This window comes from Algoriphagus chordae (genome assembly GCF_003254055.1).
In the GTDB taxonomy this organism is placed as follows: Bacteria; Bacteroidota; Bacteroidia; order Cytophagales; family Cyclobacteriaceae; genus Algoriphagus; species Algoriphagus chordae.
Genome location: NZ_QKZT01000013.1, coordinates 21,689 through 39,686, shown reverse-complemented (window position 1 = coordinate 39,686; position 17,998 = coordinate 21,689). Strand labels below are relative to the sequence as shown.

The window sequence follows — 17,998 nt, the reverse complement described above, 5'->3', positions numbered from 1 at the left end:
CAAGTTATATGAGACTTGGGTTTAACCATTTTGATCGTATGGTTTGGTTAATTATTATTCAAATACTCGTTTGTAGAACCAACTGTTGTCATTCAGAGATAGGCCCAGGGTAAAGTTAACATAACTCTCACGTATAAGTCCATTATCGGTAGTTCCTCTCTGTCCTGCCTTCACTGCGAAGTTTACTAGCGAAAGTTGATTTACAGGAAGTGAAGCTCCAAAGGTTATGCCAAGATCATTAATATTGGTTGCGTTCAAGTAGTATGGTGTCTGCTGGTATTCCAATCCGAAGCGATAAGTACCTCTCTTCAATGGGTTGTCAATAGCAGTGTAGTCGGGGACAATCTGGAATCCCAAGCCTACCTTAATAGCCTGATGCAATCGTAAAGGATCATCCAATAACGACCTATACTCTCTAAAGTCTTGATATTGGCCTTCTAGACCTATGACATACTTGTTGTTTTTTTCATAAGAAATCCCAAATCCATAGCGATCGGGGATGTAAATACTACCAGGCTCATTATTAGCAATCAAGTCACCATCTGAATCCGGGTCGCTAGCTTGGCCAAAAGATGACAGCTTCGCAAAAGCTTTTCCATTAACATTCCCTAAATGCTGATAAATGGCTCCTAAATGTATTTTACCTTTGGTACCAACAGGCATAAAGTAATAGGCACCCGCCTTGATACCCACATCACTTACTGCTAATCTTTCATAATACTCGGTGGTAATACCAACTTGATTACCTTCATCATCAAAAAGTGCCAACTGATCTGAACGAATAGTTGAACCAAATAAATAAGATCCATGAATACCAAGACTCAGGTTCTTAGCTATAACCATCCCGTAGCTTAAATAAGCTTCTGAAATACCTCCATCACCTTCGATAGCATTCACTGCCTGTAAATCTGTATTTTCTACGGTACTCTCAATAAGCAAGCTATAATTCACACTTGTAATTTGACTCAAACCCATGCCAAGTGTCGCTTTGTTTACTTTTACTGGTAGTGAAAATGCGATATAGGACAATCCGCCACCATCAACATCTGCGGTCTCCCTGCCATTGTCCACACCAATCATTTTATAATTCAGCGCCGCTTCAAAACTAAAGATAGAGTTTTTAGTAGATAGCGCTGGATTAACCACATTAGGGTTCCATGCAGAACCGAAGCTAATGCCTTGCCCCCCCATTGCTTGATTATTGGTAAGCCCAGAATAATTAAATTCTCCGATACCGAGAGCACTGTAAGTAGAAGCAGAGGACTGAGCCTGGGCTTCTGTAAATAAGAAAAGGGTGCATAGTACACCCAGTAATTGCAATTTGATTTTACTCAACATTGTGGTTTAGAATAGAATTCAATCCGTAAAGGACCAAATTTGGGACTACAAATATGAGGTCTTTTGCCAATGAATCAAAAGATTTGGCATCTCCTCCGCTAAGAAAGACCTCGATTTCTGGAAATTTTTTAGTGTATGCTTCGATTTGCCCGCGCAATTCGAACTCAACTCCATGCCAAATTCCGATTTGCATACAGGTGATTGTATTGTTGCCAATCAGTTCGGCTTGCTTCACTGTTAGATCTACTAGAGGCAATCTAGCCGTCTGTTCATGCATGGCCTTAGCTCGCATTCCCAGACCAGGGCTGATAGCTCCACCTAAGTAAGTATCACTCTCATCGATCAGATCAAAAGTAATACAAGTTCCCAAGTCTATTGCGAGAACTGGACCTTTTCCGCGCATGGCCCAAGCTCCAATGGCTCCAGCCACTCGATCCAAACCCAAGCTGGCCGGTGTACCGTATGCATTATAAATAGGTAATTTTGTCGTCGGACTGAGATAGTTAAATGGAAAGGATAAAATATCTCCTAACTCAGCTTGGCTCCATTTCACAGAACTTACCAAACAATGATCAAAGGACACTGAATTCCAATAGCTTAATGCATATTCGAGCTCATCAAATACTTCCTCCTCAAGTAGCTTTTTTCCTTCAAAAAGAGCCGACTTGATTCTGGTATTACCGATATCTATAATCAGATTTGTCATCCAGTTTAATTAATAGGTTGCAAACTAGCCATTCAAAAAAAGTAGTACCTTCTATCCTTGTTAAAATATCTTTTGCAAAGCCTTTACTTAACATACTTTAACCCATGAGCAGTCCAAACTACACTATGATCGGATTGATGTCAGGCACCTCTGGAGATGGATTAGACATCGCCTATTGTGGCTACGAGCTTCAAGATCAGTGGTCTTATGAGATTTTAGATGCGATTACGATCCCATTTCCCAAGGATTTAGGACAAAATCTCATGAATTGCCATTTACTATCTGCATTAGAATTGGCGCTTTTGGATGTGAGTTTTGGTAAATGGATGGGGGAGCAAGTCAGGGATTATTGCAGTGAGAAGCAAATCAAGCCTATGGCTGTCTGCTCTCATGGACACACCGTTTTTCACCAGCCAGCCAAAGGCCTTAGTCTTCAGATAGGCAATGGCTGGGCATTACATCAGGCTTCTGGGCAGAAAGTAATCAATGATTTCCGTATGAAGGATGTGCAACTAGGCGGCCAAGGAGCGCCCCTGGTGCCTATTGGAGACAAATTGCTCTTTCCGACAATCGATTTCTGCATCAACCTCGGAGGCATTGCTAATATTAGTATGGAATCGGCTGGACAGCGCATTGCATTTGATACCTGTCCTTTCAATCTGTTGCTAAATGCTCAGGCAAATGTGCTAGGTGCTGAATACGATAAAGATGGGGCTTGGGCAAAAGAAGGCAAACTCAATCAGACCTTATATAATAAGTTGAATGCGCTGAGCTATTATACTAAATCAGATTCCAAATCCCTTGGTCGCGAAGATATGGAAGAGGCATTCAGCCCACTGCTGCTCGATTCTGGTCTTTCAGAACGAGATATTTTGCGAACTCTAGTGGAGCATTTTGCTTTTCAGATCAGCAGAGTGATTAAGCAATACCAAACTACAAATCAGCCTAGCGTATTGATTACGGGAGGCGGAGCATACAATTCCTTTTTTATAGAGCGACTGGGTAATTTACTCGACGACAAATGGATTCATACGCTGGCTACTCCGGAATTAATAGAATTCAAAGAAGCTTTGGTTTTTGGGTTTTTGGGCGTATTGCGTCTTCGAAATGAAAATAATTGCCTAGCCTCAGTCACGGGAGCATCTTCTGACTCCTCTGGAGGAATGATTTTTGGCTAGACAGCTCTCAGAATTCATGCAATAAGCGAGCTATATTTTTCTATTTTTGCTCAACTATTAACCCAGATATAATGCAAGAATTACTTAAAAAGTTTGAAAACAAACAGCCAGAAATCATCTTTGAATGGAGTGACAGCGAGTCAGAAGCTGAGGGCTGGGTAGTGATAAATTCTCTCCGAGGTGGGGCTGCAGGTGGTGGAACCCGCATGAGAAAAGGACTGGACAAGCGAGAAGTAGAGTCCCTTGCCAAAACCATGGAGGTAAAGTTTACCGTCTCAGGCCCTGCAATTGGCGGAGCTAAATCAGGAATCAACTTTGATCCTGCGGATCCACGCAAAGACGAGGTGCTCAGACGCTGGTATAAAGCCGTGATGCCACTCCTTAAAAATTACTATGGTACAGGTGGCGATCTGAACGTGGACGAAATCCATGAAGTAATTCCAATCACCGAATCCTACGGCCTGTGGCATCCACAGGAAGGTGTAGTCAATGGACATTTCCATGCTACCGAACCCGAGAAAATCAGAAAAATAGGACAACTCAGACAAGGGGTTTCCAAGGTGCTTGAAGACCCACACTTCACACCAAATGGTATTAAAAAATATACGGTAGCTGATATGATTACCGGATTTGGCGTGGCAGAAGCAGTGAAACATTACTATAAAATCTGGGGCGGAAATATCAAAGGCAAGCGTGCCGTCATCCAAGGATGGGGAAATGTAGGAGCTGCTGCAGCCTGTTTTCTAGCAGTAGAAGGCGTGAAAATAGTAGGAATCATCGACCGAGATGGAGGACTTATTAATGAAGAAGGTTTTTCAATAGATGAGGTTCGTGAGCTTTTCCTCAATAGAAATGGAAACAAACTAGTAGCCGAAAATCAACTTCCTTTCGAAGAGATCAATCAGAAAATATGGGATCTTGAGCGTGAAATATTTATTCCGGCAGCTTCTTCGAGATTAATACAAAAAGATCAAGCAGAGCGAATGGTGAAGTCTGGATTGGAAGTTATCTCCTGTGGTGCCAATGTGCCATTTGCTGATCCTGAGATTTTCTTTGGGCCGATAGGCGTTTGGACAGATCAGCAGGTCTCTGTTATCCCTGATTTTATTGCCAATTGCGGTATGGCACGCGTCTTTGCTTATCTGATGAGCGATAACGCCGAAGTCACAGATAAAGCGTTATTCTCAGATGTAAGTCGGACGATAAAAAAAGCATTAAAAAATGTTCATTCCAAAAATCCCGAAAAAACTAAACTAGCTGAAAACTCCTTTAGTATAGCTCTAGAACAACTCGTGTAAAAGTATAGTTTGCCTTTGAACTGATGGAGTTATTTTTTGAATAAATACATCAGGATGACAAATTTTGATTGTGCTGTATCGCGCAAAATCTGTAGTTTAGCAGAAGCCCGTTATGAATACAGCCAATCAATAATTTGTTTAAATTAACCGAAAAGAACACCCAGCATACCCTATCAGCCTAATGAAGAATTTTATCTTTAGTTTCTCCATACTTTTCGGAATCTTATTTTTGGGTGGACTTGAAACCCAATATGCCGTTGCCCAAAATACTGATACTGAGCAGACTTATCTTGCCCAAGCAGATCATGGGGCTGTTGATCAAGCTGCCGCACATGGTGAGACAGTAACTGAAGCAGGAGAGGAAGATCATCATACTGCACCGCTCTGGCTCGTGATTCCATTTGTAGCATTATTGCTTATGATTGCCACTGGCCCCTTGTTTTATGAGCATTTTTGGCACAAGAACTACCCCAAAATCGCCGTTGGATTCGCATTGCTGGTCGTTTTCTATTATTTATTTATCCTTGGGAATGTCCACGCGCCCGTCCATGCCATGGCGGAATATATTCAGTTCATAGCACTGCTGGCCTCACTTTACATTGCTTCAGGGGGAATTCTTATCGACATAGATAAGAAAGCCACACCACTGGCAAATGTTACTTTGCTTATCATAGGCGCTTTGATCTCTAACCTGATCGGTACTACAGGAGCTTCCATGCTTTTGATTCGTCCTTTTATCAGACTGAACAAGGGAAATGTCCAAGCTTACCATATCATATTCTTCATCTTCATGGTGAGTAATGTTGGAGGTTCATTGACACCAATTGGTGATCCCCCACTATTCTTGGGTTTCTTGAAAGGCATCCCATTCTTCTGGACTTTAGAGCATAACTGGCCAGCATGGATTTTTGCCCTAACAGCCTTAGCGATTGCTTTCTATTTCATTGATAAGAAAATAGGAAGAGCAAATGATGACTCTGAACTAGAAGAGACGAATTATACCAACAAGTTTTCCTTAATCGGGGTTAAGAATTTTGGTTGGTTATTTATTATTATTTGTTCAGTATTCTTGGATCCAAATGTAATAGAGGGTGTACCAGCGATCGTTTATGATGGACAGAAATTCTCCTACATTCGAGAAATCATCATGCTATCTGTAGCTTTCCTTTCATATCGATTTGCCGATCAGCGAGCCATTAAAGGCAATGAATTCAACTTCGAGCCTATACGAGAAGTAGCATTTATATTTGTAGGCATATTTGGTACGATGATGCCAGCTTTAGAGCTTGTGGGAGCATTTGCCAAATCTCCAGAAGGAGCAGCAATGATCACACATAATACGCTGTATTGGGGCACTGGCATCTTATCAGGATTCTTGGACAACGCGCCAACCTACCTCAACTTTCTAGCCGCTGCCATGGCTTCCAAAGGCGCTTCCATCGGTAACATCGAGGAGGTTCGCCAGTTTGCTGCAGATGGATATCACGACTCAGCATTTGAATTGATGGCTATAGCAATTGCATCCGTATTCTTCGGAGCGATGACTTATATTGGAAATGGACCAAACTTCATGGTGAAGTCCATTGCAGAGCAGAATGGTGTCAAAATGCCTTCCTTCTTTGGCTATATCATCCGATTCTCCCTGCCAATTCTCTTGCCACTATTAATCCTAGTTTGGTTGGTATTCTTTGCTTTCGTTGAGGTTTAAACTTCAGTAAATCGGAAACAGGATTCCAAATGGTCATTGAATAGACCAGTTGCCTGCATGTGTGCATACAGGGTGGTACTTCCAAGAAATTTGAATCCACGCTTCTTCATGTCTTTGGCAAGCAAATCGGATTCTTTAGTAGTTGCTTGTACTTCGCTCATGGAGGACAGGCGATTCTGAATTGGCTTTCCGCCTACAAATCCCCAGATGTAGTTAGAAAAAGAGCCAAACTCATTTTGAACTTCCATAAAGCATTTGGCATTATTGATCGCAGCTCGGATTTTCAGTACGTTCCTGATGATGCTTGGGTCTAGTAGTAATTCCTGCACATAGCTTTCTGGAAATTCCGCAACAACTTTGTAGTCAAAGTCTGCAAAAGCTTTGCGATAGCCTTCTCTCTTCTTCAAAATAGTCGCCCAACTCAAGCCAGCCTGAGCAGATTCTAAGATCAAAAATTCGAAATGAATACGATCATCCCAGACTGGTACTCCCCACTCAGTATCGTGGTAGCGGACATATTCTTCGAAACCAAGACACCAGGGACAACGGCTTTTTTGATCAGAAACTTGAAAGGCATTTTTCATAAAAATAGATTTAAGGAATAAAATTAATCAAGTATTGGGATAAGGAATCAGAGTGCATTACTTTCTCCATTCAATTAGATTATAAATATGATTGCCACCTCCACCCTTGAAATCAGCGCCAAGGCTTATCGTCAAAACATCCGCTACATACGTTCAGAAATCGGCCCGAAACCGATAATATCTGCTGTGGTGAAAGGTAATGCTTACGGCCATGGTATCTCCCAAATGGTAGAAATTGCTGAAAAAGCCGGAATCCGACACTTTAGCACCTTTAGTTCGGATGAAGCTTGGGAAGTTTTGGCGAATTCTAAAAAAGGATCAGAGATCATGATCTTAGGGATGCTCCATATGGAAGAAATGGAGGAGTTGATTCGAAACGGAATCAATTTCTATGTTTTTGATTTCGAAAGGCTAGCAAACGCAATTTTGATTTCAAAGGAAATCGGTATTCCGGCAAAAATCCATATCGAAGTAGAGACAGGTTTTCACCGTACTGGATTTGATTGGAATCAGCGTGAAAAACTTGCTGAAATCCTGTTGGATAATTTCACCTTTATTTCGATTGAAGGACTATGCACCCATTATGCCGGTGCAGAATCTGTGAGCAATTTTGTGAGAGTAAAAAACCAAATTGCCAGATACCACGAATTCAAAGACTACTTCAACAACCAAGGGATTACATTCAAAACCTATCACACCGCCTGCTCGGCCGCCACACTTATTTTCCCCGAAACCATCTTGGACATGGTTAGGATAGGGATAGCTGGATATGGTTTTTGGCCTACCAAAGAGACCTTTTTTGCGAAGCTAAACTCCCTACCCAAAGGAAATAAAAATCCACTCAAGAGATTGATCACCTGGAAAAGCTCTGTGATGAGTTTGAAGCCAGTGAAAATAGGAGAGTTTGTAGGCTATGGAAATAGCTATATGGCTTTGGAAAATATCCGGCTGGCGATCGTGCCCGTGGGCTATGGACATGGCTATTCACGCTTGCTGAGTAATCAAGGCATGGTGTTGATCAAAGGACAATACTGTATGGTGGTGGGAACGGTCACCATGAATGCCATCGCCGTGAATGTGAACAAGATCAAAGATCTAAAAGTCGGTGATGAAGTGATTCTCATCGGTAAGCAAGGGGGAAAAGAAATCACCGTTGCGTCTTTCTCTGAATCCACTCAAATGGTGAACTATGAAATGCTGACTCGGCTTCCGAAAGATATCCCGAGGAAAATCATTCCTTAGTAGAAAATCACCGTCTTGTTTTTGATCGGCATCACCTTACGATCTATGTGATATTTAATAGCCTTGGATAGCACTACTTTTTCCACGTCTTGACCGATTTGGACTAATTCGGAGACGGAATTGTGATGTCGCACCCGCGCCACTTCCTGTTCGATGATCGGGCCTGCGTCCAACTCTTCGGTGACGTAATGAGCCGTCGCGCCTATGATTTTCACACCTCTTTCGTAAGCGGCATGGTAAGGTCTCGCTCCCACAAAAGCAGGTAAAAATGAATGGTGAATGTTGATGATGCGATTAGGGAAATGCTTGATAAACTCAGCAGAAAGAATCTGCATGTATCGGCCAAGAACTACGAAGTCAATCTTATTGGCTTTCATCAGCTCCAGTTGGTTTGCTTCTGCTGATGCCTTGGTATCTGCTGTAATAGGAATATGATGGAACGGAATGCCAAAAGCCTCCACAATTTCCTTCAAACTTTGATGATTGGAAACAACCAATGGAATATCCACGTCTAGCTGTCCCGCATGATGTCTTCCCAAAATATCAAACAAACAATGGGAAAGCTTGCTGACGAAAATCGCCATTCTTGGCTTGGGAAAATTGAAATGAAGCTTGAAATCCATCTTAAACCGATCTCCAACTTCTTCCCTAAAGCGGGCAGCGATTTCATCTTTCTCCAGAGAAAAAGAATCCAACTCCCACGCCGCTCTCATGAAAAACATGCCCATTTCCTCATCTACGTACTGATCCACTTCCAGAATATTTCCTTCATACGAATAAAGAAACCTGGAGACTTCGGCGACGATTCCCTTTTGATCGGGACACTGAATGATGAGTATGGCTTTTTTCATGTTTGAATAGTTTGGTTACCTGTAAAAGATTGGAGGGACTATATGTGGTAAAGGCCACGCTATTATGATTTGGGTTTTTATATTCAAAAGTTAACTATTGCATTGAAGTTTCAAAGTACTTCGATCTTTCCTAGACCAATGAAAACACTTCTGTGATCATTTTTGAGCTAAATAATCGCTAATAGTTAAGATTTCTGTCTGATTCAGTTTTTCTAAAACCAATAAATCTTTGTCCCCTGTTATTAAATGTGATGCTCTCCCGTCATTTGCCAAGGCTAAAAGAAAATTATCTTTGTGGTCGCGACATAATTCAAAAGAGGATGTTACCAATACAAATTCACCTTTTGTTCTGATTTTTGAAATTAGGCTCTGAAGATCTTTTGTGGAAAAGTATTTTTTGAATTTAGGCCTTTGAGCTACTTCTAAGAATTCATCCAGAAGTTCTTGGCTAAAAAGCAAAGCGAGTTTGCCATCTTTTAACAGTTGATCAACTTTGGACAAATCTTTGGATAAAAGAAAACTCACCAAAATATTGGTGTCTAAAATAACTCTATGCTTTTCCCTTGGCATAGCGCTTAGATCTCACTAATTCTACCTCCTTGGTTATCTCTTCTAAAGTCGGTGGATTAATTGCTGCATTTTTCCTAAGTCTTTTCACTACAGCCATAAAAGGGTCCTTCGATGAATCAGCTATAGAAATGAGGTTCAAGTCCGCGAGTTCTCGCAGCAATTTTTCAGCTTTAGGATTCAGAATTTCTACTTGATAAGTCATAGCATTTCAAATTTACAAAATTGCGACCAATTCTTAATTCAGGAATTTTTACAGCTTGGTTTAACTGCTTTTATGCAGTTTATATTACATTTTATTTTATGATTTCGTCTAAAAATCCTTCATTATAGAAATTGCCGTTCCCAAATATAGATTGAGCCTTGTTAAGAATTTCCTCAACGCTTTTTGATTCAGTTATGTTCTTTCCATAAAGGTCATCAGGCATAACATACGAATAGTTATAAACGCTTTCAATTCCTTCGTCAGAGTCATTGTAAACTTCGTGATAGACAAGAGTGAATGAATATTTTTCAGGTCTAATTTCTATCCATTTTAGTATTTCACGCTCGCCACTATTGCCAGTTCCTAAAAACTGTTCAATGCTTTTCCCTCTATTAAGTTGGGCTTTGATTTGAAATATGTCCAAATTTTTCATTTAGTTATAAATGCTTTAGAACACATGTATTGACGCTACTTCGGTCTCCCGTCTTCCAGCTTTTAAGAATTCCATATCTCCCAAGAAGCCTCAGCCTGTAGAATTAGCATCTCATGCCCATTTTTTGCTTTGCCTCCAGCATCCAAACAAGCTTTCATCAGCGTAGTCACCGGAGGATTATAGACCAAATCATACACAAAATGCGCAGCTGTAAACTGCTCCAAAGGAATAGCAGGAATACCTTCCTCATTTGGAAAAGTGCCAAGTGGAGTCGTATTGATAATCAGGTGATGAGTTTTCATGATCTCAGGGTCTGAAGCCAGGTCACCGTAAGTAATTTGATCCTCATCTTCTGATCGGGATACATTCAGAAAGTCAATATCCAAATCTATCAAGGCCTGCTTGATTGCTTTTGATGCTCCGCCTGTGCCCAAAATCAAGGCTTTTGGCTTTACGCCCCCCAACCAAGGAGAAAGTGAATTTTTGAATCCAATGTAATCGGTATTGTAACCTGTGCGAATTCCATCCTGAATATGAATGCAGTTTACCGCACCGATTTCTTCACAAGCCTCCTCTAGATCGTCCATCAGTGCGATCACATCTTCCTTGTGCGGAATCGTGACATTGATGCCTTCTATCTCCGGATCATCACTAAGAATCACCTCCAGGTCAAATGCATTAGGGATATCAAACAATTCATAGGAACAGCCCTCAATTCCTTCCTTTTCAAACTTCTCTGCGAAATATTTCTTAGAAAATGAATGCGTAAGTGGATGTCCTATCAGTCCAAATTTTCTCATGATTTCTTAAAGTATGCCGCTAGGCGATCAATCCCAAATACCAAAATAATTCCAAATAAGAATGCGGCAACAGCCACCATTAATTTTGGCTCAAAACCTGTTTGCTCTAAATATTCACTTGGAAATAAATTCTTCGTCAGAAATGGTTTCTCTTCCCCACTCGAAGAAGTGCGGTAGGCTGTGACGATTTTCCAAGGCCAAAGCTTGTTGATCGAGCCAAGCATAAAGCCGGAAAGTAAACCAATGGTAATGGAATAAAATCGCTTCAGCAACCAGGAAATCACACGACTGAAAGATAGAAGACCTACAATGCAACCTAAAGCAAAAACACCCAACGTAGCAAAATCACGCTCCGAAACTGCGTGTAAAACCGGTTCGTATTTTCCTAAAATCAGCAAAATAAAGCTTCCGCTAATCCCAGGCAGAATCATCGCACAAATAGCAATAGCTCCAGCTACAAAGGTAAACCAAAGCGCATCTGGACTGCTTGTAGGGGGTAATTCTGTGATGAAATAGGCTGAAATCGTGCCGATGATCAGGGCGATAATCACTCCTATGCTCCATTCTTTGATATCTTTCAGAATCAGAAAAGCACTGATCAAGATCAATCCACAGAAAAATGACCAAAGTGGAATGGGATGTTCAGCCATCAAATAGGTGATCAGCTTCGAAAGCGAGAAAATACTCGTCATTATCCCGAGGAATAGACTAAGCAAAAAGGCTCCGTTCACTGCTTGGAAGAATGCTTTGAATTCAAACTTGAGCAGTAATTTCAGATTCTCGCCATTGAAGGAATTGATACTACGAAGTAGCTCCTCGTAGATTCCGGTGATCAGCGCTATCGAGCCACCAGAAACCCCCGGTACTATGTCTGCTGCGCCCATGCCCATACCTTTGAGGTAAGTGAGCACATATTTCCTGATAAAATCCATGGTCAAAAATAAAGGCTGATCGGAATACACCAATCAGCCTGTAATGAGTTGAGTTGTATTACAATTTGATTTCTCCCAGAAAGTGATCGAAGGTATCTCCTCTCAATCCCAGCCTGATAGTTTCCAAAGGAATTACTTCAGATGGACTGATATTTCCAAGATTCACATTTGCACCGATCAGCTTGATAAACCAAACTTGCTGTGACTTGATTGGAGCTTCCCAGATAATTCTCTCTTCAGGGATTTGAGTTAAAATTTCCTCCACTAGGCCTTGTCTTACTTCTCCAGAATCTCTGAAAAGACCGACGTTACCGCCTTCTCTAGCTTCTCCGATTACCTTCCACGCACCCGCATCCAATTCTGTGCGCATCTGCTCGATCCATTTATATGGAGGGATAATTTTTGCAGCATCCTTAGAACCTACTTCAGACAATACAGTCACTTGCTTGGCTAGCGTCGCAATGTATTCACACTTCTTGTCGTGATTGAGGGAAATAGATCCATCCGACACTTCAGCGAAAGTCAGGTCATATTTATCTAATACTTTTCTGTAATCGTCAAACTGACCTCTTACAATAAAGGCTTCGAAAAGTGTACCTCCCAAATAAACAGGAATTCCAGCTTCCTTATATATGGCAAGTTTTTCGTTTAGATTTTTGGTCACATAAGATGTCGCCCATCCAAGTTTCACTATATCTACAAAATCGGAACAACTTTCAACAAAATCTTCGGTGGCTCGTAGGCTTAGGCCTTTGTCCATGGCCATGGTAAATCCTTTTGTTCGTGGCTTTTCAGTCCGAACAGGGATATTATTTAGCTCATAATTCATTAGCGAGGTTTTAAAGTTAAGACTCAGGACTTTCTTCCCGGTATTGGGCAATAATCTTGTACAATGCCTTCTGCTGTTTAAGCTCTGGCATCAAATCATACATTATAGTATGCTTTTCAAAGTCCAAAGTTAACCCATTTTCCAAAAATGAAAATGCCTCTTTGTAATTGCCCATTTTGATAAGGTATACAACCAAGCGATAATAAAGCTCTGCCTCCTCTGGCATTTCCTCTATTGCCTCACGAGTCACATCAATTGCCTCTTCGAATCGGTTTTGCTCAAAATATATAAGTGCCAGATTTACATAGGTTTCCAGAATCCCTGGCTCCAAATTGATAGCTTCTTCGTATGCTTCGGAGCTAGCCTGCATGTTTCCCAAATTAAATTCAGCATCTGCAAGACCTACCCAATAATTAGAATTTTCTTTTGTAAGATTTATGGCTTTCTTGAAATAATGTATGGCTTCAAAGAATTTTTCCTTCTTAAGCATGCACATTCCTAGTCCAAACCAAGCATCATCGTACTCCTCATCAAACTTGGCTGACTTCTTAAAGTATTTGAACGCTTCATCGATTCTGTCTAGCTTCTCATTAGCAGCTCCCATGTAGCAGCAGTTCTCAGCATTTGCCCCTTCACAATTAATCGTGTTTTGATAGGCTTCCAAAGCGAGCTCGTATTGCTGCGTATTCATCAGCGCATTGCCAAGGTTGAAATAGGCTGAGGCAAAAGTATCATCAATCAAGATGGCATAATCATATGCCTTGATCGAATCTTCAAATCTGCCAAGTCGGTTGTACACCACACCTAGATTGTACCAGGCACCAGCACTATATGGATCCTGATCGATAAACTCCTGATAGAAATCCAGAATCTCATCGAAGGAACCTTCTTCCTCAGTGATCATAGCCAACTGAAATAGTGCATCTTCGTGATTGATACGGTTCTTTACAGCTTCTTTGAAATAGTAGCTTGCTTTTTCATTGTTGTTTTGCACACGGAACAGGTTTCCTAAGCAATAGAATACTTCGGCTTTGTCCTCAGCTAATGGCAAGAAATTTTCCAGCAATTCTATACCTTCCTTAGGCGTTCCTCCCAAAATATGGGCATTTGCCAAGGCAAGAATAATCTCTTCGTTATTGGGAGAAATATTATTGATGTTTTCCAGAATACCCAGTCCTTCTTCCAACTCATCATTGAAAATCAAACACTGAGCCTGAAGGAGTTTGATTTCCACAGAAAAAGGAAATCGCTCCAACGAAAACTCAGCAGCACGTAGCGCTTTGAGAAACTTCTGTTGATCAAAGTAAAATCGGATGATATCTTCCAATTCTTCCTCTTCAAAGTAAAGGTCTAGATTGGATTGGAGGGAGTTTTCAAATCGCTCTACCAGCTTCTTGTCATTTTCCCAATCGTGATCGTGATCTCCAGTCATTAGGATGTGTTATGGTTTATTTAAGTTACCAATAATTTCGGTCTCTCAAACTCTCGATTTGTTAAATTTTATTTTCCTTCTTCAGAGAAATACTGCTCTCTCTTCAGTCGGCTTGAGGAACAAACGCTTGTGATCATAAATAAGTTTACTTTGACCAGTCTAAGGTTTCTTCCAAACTATAATAACTGCATTGGAGCAACTCATTCACCTTGGCATTATCGAAGAATACTTTTTGTTGTGAAATCATCGCTGTCTTTTTATTCAACGGGCTTTTGCTCAAACCTATTTTCCTAGCTACAGTATTGAAAAACACCGCGATTGTGAGCATAAATGGGCTTACAGCCTTTGTCGGTGCCTTTTTCCCGTAGGCATTTGCTATTTTCTCAAAGAAGTCTTTGTATGGGATCTGCTCTCTATTTAGAATAAATCGCTCTCCCCATACCTCCTTTTCTACCAATTGCCTCACCTGCTTAGCCGCATCACGCACATCAATATAATTAAGGTCTCCTTTGGGGTAATAAGAGTTTTCTTCTATCACATAATGATAAATGTCGGTTGAACTGCGATCATCACTGACTTTGCCTAGCAAAATGGAAGGGTTCACCACAATCAAATCCAAGCCTTCTTGCTCTCCTCGCCAAGCTTCCAATTCCGCTAGGTATTTAGAAATACCATAATCAGTATTCAGCGGAGATTCCACCCATTTGAATTTTTCATCTAGCCGTGTCAACTCGGCAGACCTGCCTATGGCCGCGACGGAGCTTACATGCACCAGTTTTTTCACTCCAGTATTTAGCATAGCATTGACCAGATTCGTGGTGCCATCCACATTGATCCGATGCAAACTATCTTCATCAGAAGCATCAAAAGACACTTTCCCAGCGGCATGCACCACTAGGTCTATTCCTGCGAGTGCAGATTCCAGAGATTCAATATCAGAAAGCTCGCCCTCATGCCAGCTAATTGGGAAATCAATTCCCTCAAGTAAACTCAGTGAGGAACTAGTCCTGCGAAATCCATGAATTTCCCCAAGCCTAGCAAGTTCTTTGGCCAAATAGCTTCCAAACATTCCTGTAATACCTGTAATGAGAATCTTCATTGGACTGGCCGCAAATCAAAGAGAAGAATTAAGCACATGGAGTTCCTTGATTTTGCTGTACATTTTTGACTTTGGCAAAGTCTCCATCATGTCTAAATAGCGTGGATTATGACAATCTGTCCCAAAAAAACGAACTAGTCCAGATTCTACCAGCTTCTCACCAAAATCCTTTACTGGTTTGGAATAAAAGCCTGTCAATGACAATAAATTCAACTGGAAGAGAATTTTTCTATCAGTCAAATCCTGCAATAATCCCTTGTCTGCTATCAGGTATTGATAGCGTTCTGGGTGAGCCAAAATCGGCTTGTAACCTGCCATCTCCAATTGGAAGATTATCTCCAGAAGCATTTGAGGTCTATTGATAAAGCCGGTTTCTACCAAGATATAATTATCACCAAAAGTCAAAACCTCTTCACCATTTTTGATTTTCTCCAGGAAAATCTCATCCATATAATACTCTGCCGCAGCTTCAATTTCTATGGAAATACCTTCATTTTTTACCGCTCTTCGAAGGTCCTCAAGACCCATGTTGATGATTTCGGGGGTATTGCGATAGTACTCCGACATAATGTGTGGAGTAGTAATAATTTTGCGCAAACCATAGCCAGAAAGCCTCTTGATCAGATCTAGAGATTCCTCCATGGTCTTTGAACCATCGTCGATCCCAGGGATCAGATGCGAATGCATATCCACCTCTAACCAACTCAGGTCAAAGTCTTCATATACTTCCGGCTTTTTCTTAAATAGATCCAAAAATCCCATTACAATCCTCCCTCAGTCAGTTTAAACTCTTCTAATGTAGGCCAAATGGCGTCTTTATCAGAAGTTATTGGCTGGTCTACTTGCCAGTCTATAGTAAGTGCAGGGTCATTCCAACGAATTCCTCCTTCACTTTCTTTATTGTAATAATTAGAGCACTTGTACGCGAAAATCGAATCTTCCAACACAGAAAAACCGTGTGCAAATCCTGCAGGCACATACATTAGGTTATTTCTATCGGAATCTAGTATAGTAGCGTATTTTTCTCCGAACGTAGGAGAACCTTTTCGCAAGTCCACTATCACATCCAATACTTTCCCCTGAATCACGCGCACCAACTTTGCCTGAGCAAATTCGCCTCGCTGAAAATGAAGTCCACGAACAGTTCCTTTCTGAGAAAAACTCTGATTGTCCTGCACCCAGCCATGAGTTACTCCTTCAGATTGTAACCAATCCTCGCGGTAGGATTCAAAGAAATACCCTCTTTGATCTTCAAAAATTCTTGGAAATACCTCTAAAACACCCGCTAAGGTTGCTTTTTTTATTTGGGCCATAAGCGTCTATAAGTTTCGGCTTTAAAAGGCAAAATAACCACCAGAGCAAACACTATCCTAATCAATTCTAAGGAAATATGACGAACTTTACCACATCTCTCTAGACAATTCGAAAAAACTGTGCTTCAATTAGCCATTTCAATGGAAATAGGAAACTAAATGCTAGCCTTTTGCATTGTTTGGACTTAGACTTTCACTTATGAGTAAACATTCCCGCAAACTTCAAAAACTTCACGAAACTTCTCCTAAAGAAGAAACTGCCATTTTAGTATCTGTGGTTCGTCAGTACCAAACCGAACAGCAGACAGAAGAATACTTGGATGAACTAGCATTTTTGACAGAGACCTTAGGAGCGAAGACCGTTTATCGCTTTACCCAGAAAATGGATAAGCCTGATATCAAGACTTTTGTAGGTTCAGGTAAACTAGAGGAGATTCAGGCCTACATCAAGCATTTTGAAGTCGATATGGTCATCTTCGATGATGATCTCTCTCCTTCTCAGATGAGAAATCTAGAAAATGAATTGAAGGTGACTATCTACGATCGATCTCTATTGATACTTGATATTTTCCTGAATAGAGCACAAACTGCCCAAGCCAAAACGCAGGTAGAACTTGCCCGCTTCCAATACCTTCTTCCACGATTGACCAATCTCTGGACTCACTTAGAGCGGCAGCGAGGTGGTACCACCACCCGTGGTGGAGCAGGTGAAAAAGAGATCGAAACAGATAAGCGAGATATCCGTAATAGAATCACGCTGCTGAAAGAGAAACTTCGAGAAATAGAAAAACAAGGAGAAACACAGCGCAAAGGCAGAAAGGGAATTGTCCGCGTAGCTGTAGTCGGCTATACCAACGTCGGTAAAAGTACCCTGATGAATCTTATCACGAAGACCAATATTCTGGCCGAAAACAAGCTTTTTGCCACGGTGGATTCCACAGTGAGAAAAGTAGTGCTGGAAAATGTTCCATTCTTACTTTCAGATACTGTTGGTTTCATCAGAAAACTCCCAACACACCTTATAGCAGCTTTCAAGTCTACTTTGGATGAAATTCGTGAAGCGGACTTATTAGTTCACGTGGTGGATATATCTCATCCTCATTTCGAAGATCACATCGCAGTAGTCACGCAGACATTGAATGAAATCAATGCGGGAGACAAGCCGATCCTGCTTGTATTCAACAAAATCGATCTGGTAGAAACTATGCCTAGCGAAGAAGAAAGCATGAAAATGACGGAGCTAGAATTAGAAGAAGCAAACTTCCACGACTTCGATGCTTTGGCTGAGGCTTATGGAAAAAAGACTGGAATTCCTCCAGTATTTATGGCCGCAGTAAGTGGGCAGAATGTAAACGGCTTTCGTGAAGCATTGATTGCAGAGGTCAAAAAACAACATCGCAAAATATATCCTCACTATTTAGAGGACGAGACATTTAGCTTGGATGAATAGGCCACTCCCGCGGATATCCATTCATTTTAAATT

General features: G+C 41.1%; 19 protein-coding genes. 5 read left to right on the top strand and 14 right to left on the bottom strand.

Annotated features, from left to right (window positions below; translation table 11 throughout):
• Positions 1 to 54: 54 nt before the first annotated feature.
• The gene (locus tag LV85_RS14435; RefSeq protein WP_111320645.1) at positions 55 to 1,338 is read right to left on the bottom strand and encodes a hypothetical protein; all 1,284 of its coding nucleotides are present in this window, start codon (positions 1,336 to 1,338) and stop codon (positions 55 to 57) included.
• On the bottom strand, positions 1,328 to 2,044 hold the full coding sequence (locus LV85_RS14430) for a type III pantothenate kinase (protein WP_111320643.1): 717 nt from the start codon (positions 2,042 to 2,044) through the stop codon (positions 1,328 to 1,330). The genes LV85_RS14435 and LV85_RS14430 overlap by 11 nt, the downstream gene beginning before the upstream one ends.
• A 104-nt stretch (positions 2,045 to 2,148) precedes the next feature.
• Between LV85_RS14430 and LV85_RS14425 the strand changes: the two genes are divergently transcribed.
• From LV85_RS14425 to LV85_RS14415, 3 genes are all read left to right on the top strand, one after another.
• The gene (locus LV85_RS14425) at positions 2,149 to 3,222 is read left to right on the top strand and encodes an anhydro-N-acetylmuramic acid kinase (protein WP_111320641.1); all 1,074 of its coding nucleotides are present in this window, start codon (positions 2,149 to 2,151) and stop codon (positions 3,220 to 3,222) included.
• Between the two features lie 71 nt (positions 3,223 to 3,293).
• Positions 3,294 to 4,520 (top strand): Glu/Leu/Phe/Val dehydrogenase dimerization domain-containing protein, encoded by a 1,227-nt coding sequence (locus tag LV85_RS14420; RefSeq protein ID WP_111320639.1) that lies wholly within the window; start codon positions 3,294 to 3,296, stop codon positions 4,518 to 4,520.
• Between the two features lie 181 nt (positions 4,521 to 4,701).
• A complete protein-coding gene (locus LV85_RS14415; RefSeq protein ID WP_111320637.1) occupies positions 4,702 to 6,228 on the top strand; it encodes a sodium:proton antiporter in 1,527 nt (508 codons plus the stop codon).
• On the opposite strand, the gene LV85_RS14410 is transcribed toward LV85_RS14415, so the two are convergent.
• Positions 6,225 to 6,812 (bottom strand): DNA-3-methyladenine glycosylase I, encoded by a 588-nt coding sequence (locus LV85_RS14410; RefSeq protein ID WP_111320635.1) that lies wholly within the window; start codon positions 6,810 to 6,812, stop codon positions 6,225 to 6,227. The two genes, LV85_RS14415 and LV85_RS14410, sit on opposite strands and share 4 nt — an antisense overlap.
• 87 nt (positions 6,813 to 6,899) lie before the next feature.
• Between LV85_RS14410 and alr the strand changes: the two genes are divergently transcribed.
• Positions 6,900 to 8,054, top strand: coding sequence for an alanine racemase (alr, locus tag LV85_RS14405; protein WP_111320633.1), 1,155 nt, complete (start codon positions 6,900 to 6,902; stop codon positions 8,052 to 8,054).
• On the opposite strand, the gene purU is transcribed toward alr, so the two are convergent.
• From purU to rfbC, 11 genes are all read right to left on the bottom strand, one after another.
• Positions 8,051 to 8,905 carry a formyltetrahydrofolate deformylase gene (gene purU, locus LV85_RS14400; RefSeq protein ID WP_111320631.1) on the bottom strand — a complete coding sequence of 285 codons (855 nt, stop codon included), beginning with the start codon at positions 8,903 to 8,905 and terminating at the stop codon, positions 8,051 to 8,053. The genes alr and purU overlap by 4 nt on opposite strands.
• 156 nt (positions 8,906 to 9,061) lie before the next feature.
• Entirely contained in the window at positions 9,062 to 9,475 is a 414-nt protein-coding gene (locus tag LV85_RS14395) for a putative toxin-antitoxin system toxin component, PIN family (protein WP_111320629.1), read from the bottom strand.
• Positions 9,456 to 9,677: a hypothetical protein gene (locus tag LV85_RS14390; RefSeq protein ID WP_111320627.1), complete on the bottom strand. Its 222-nt coding sequence runs from the start codon at positions 9,675 to 9,677 to the stop codon at positions 9,456 to 9,458. The genes LV85_RS14395 and LV85_RS14390 overlap by 20 nt, the downstream gene beginning before the upstream one ends.
• 91 nt (positions 9,678 to 9,768) lie before the next feature.
• Positions 9,769 to 10,110: a hypothetical protein gene (locus LV85_RS14385; RefSeq protein WP_111320625.1), complete on the bottom strand. Its 342-nt coding sequence runs from the start codon at positions 10,108 to 10,110 to the stop codon at positions 9,769 to 9,771.
• A gap of 62 nt (positions 10,111 to 10,172) precedes the next feature.
• On the bottom strand, positions 10,173 to 10,910 hold the full coding sequence (locus tag LV85_RS14380) for a shikimate dehydrogenase family protein (RefSeq protein WP_111320623.1): 738 nt from the start codon (positions 10,908 to 10,910) through the stop codon (positions 10,173 to 10,175).
• Complete coding sequence (locus LV85_RS14375; RefSeq protein WP_111320621.1) at positions 10,907 to 11,842, bottom strand: DUF368 domain-containing protein; 936 nt, start codon at positions 11,840 to 11,842, stop codon at positions 10,907 to 10,909. Before LV85_RS14375 ends, LV85_RS14380 begins: the two co-directional genes overlap by 4 nt.
• Positions 11,843 to 11,900: 58 nt before the next feature.
• Positions 11,901 to 12,671 (bottom strand): phosphosulfolactate synthase, encoded by a 771-nt coding sequence (locus tag LV85_RS14370; protein ID WP_111320619.1) that lies wholly within the window; start codon positions 12,669 to 12,671, stop codon positions 11,901 to 11,903.
• 16 nt (positions 12,672 to 12,687) lie between these two features.
• Positions 12,688 to 14,103: a tetratricopeptide repeat protein gene (locus LV85_RS14365; protein ID WP_111320617.1), complete on the bottom strand. Its 1,416-nt coding sequence runs from the start codon at positions 14,101 to 14,103 to the stop codon at positions 12,688 to 12,690.
• Between the two features lie 145 nt (positions 14,104 to 14,248).
• Complete coding sequence (locus LV85_RS14360; RefSeq protein WP_111320615.1) at positions 14,249 to 15,202, bottom strand: NAD-dependent epimerase/dehydratase family protein; 954 nt, start codon at positions 15,200 to 15,202, stop codon at positions 14,249 to 14,251.
• Between the two features lie 15 nt (positions 15,203 to 15,217).
• On the bottom strand, positions 15,218 to 15,964 hold the full coding sequence (locus tag LV85_RS14355; protein WP_111320613.1) for a tyrosine-protein phosphatase: 747 nt from the start codon (positions 15,962 to 15,964) through the stop codon (positions 15,218 to 15,220).
• Complete coding sequence (gene rfbC, locus LV85_RS14350; protein WP_111320611.1) at positions 15,964 to 16,515, bottom strand: dTDP-4-dehydrorhamnose 3,5-epimerase; 552 nt, start codon at positions 16,513 to 16,515, stop codon at positions 15,964 to 15,966. The genes LV85_RS14355 and rfbC overlap by 1 nt, the downstream gene beginning before the upstream one ends.
• 199 nt (positions 16,516 to 16,714) lie before the next feature.
• Between rfbC and hflX the strand changes: the two genes are divergently transcribed.
• Positions 16,715 to 17,965 (top strand): GTPase HflX, encoded by a 1,251-nt coding sequence (gene hflX / locus LV85_RS14345; protein ID WP_111320609.1) that lies wholly within the window; start codon positions 16,715 to 16,717, stop codon positions 17,963 to 17,965.
• Positions 17,966 to 17,998 lie beyond the last annotated feature (33 nt).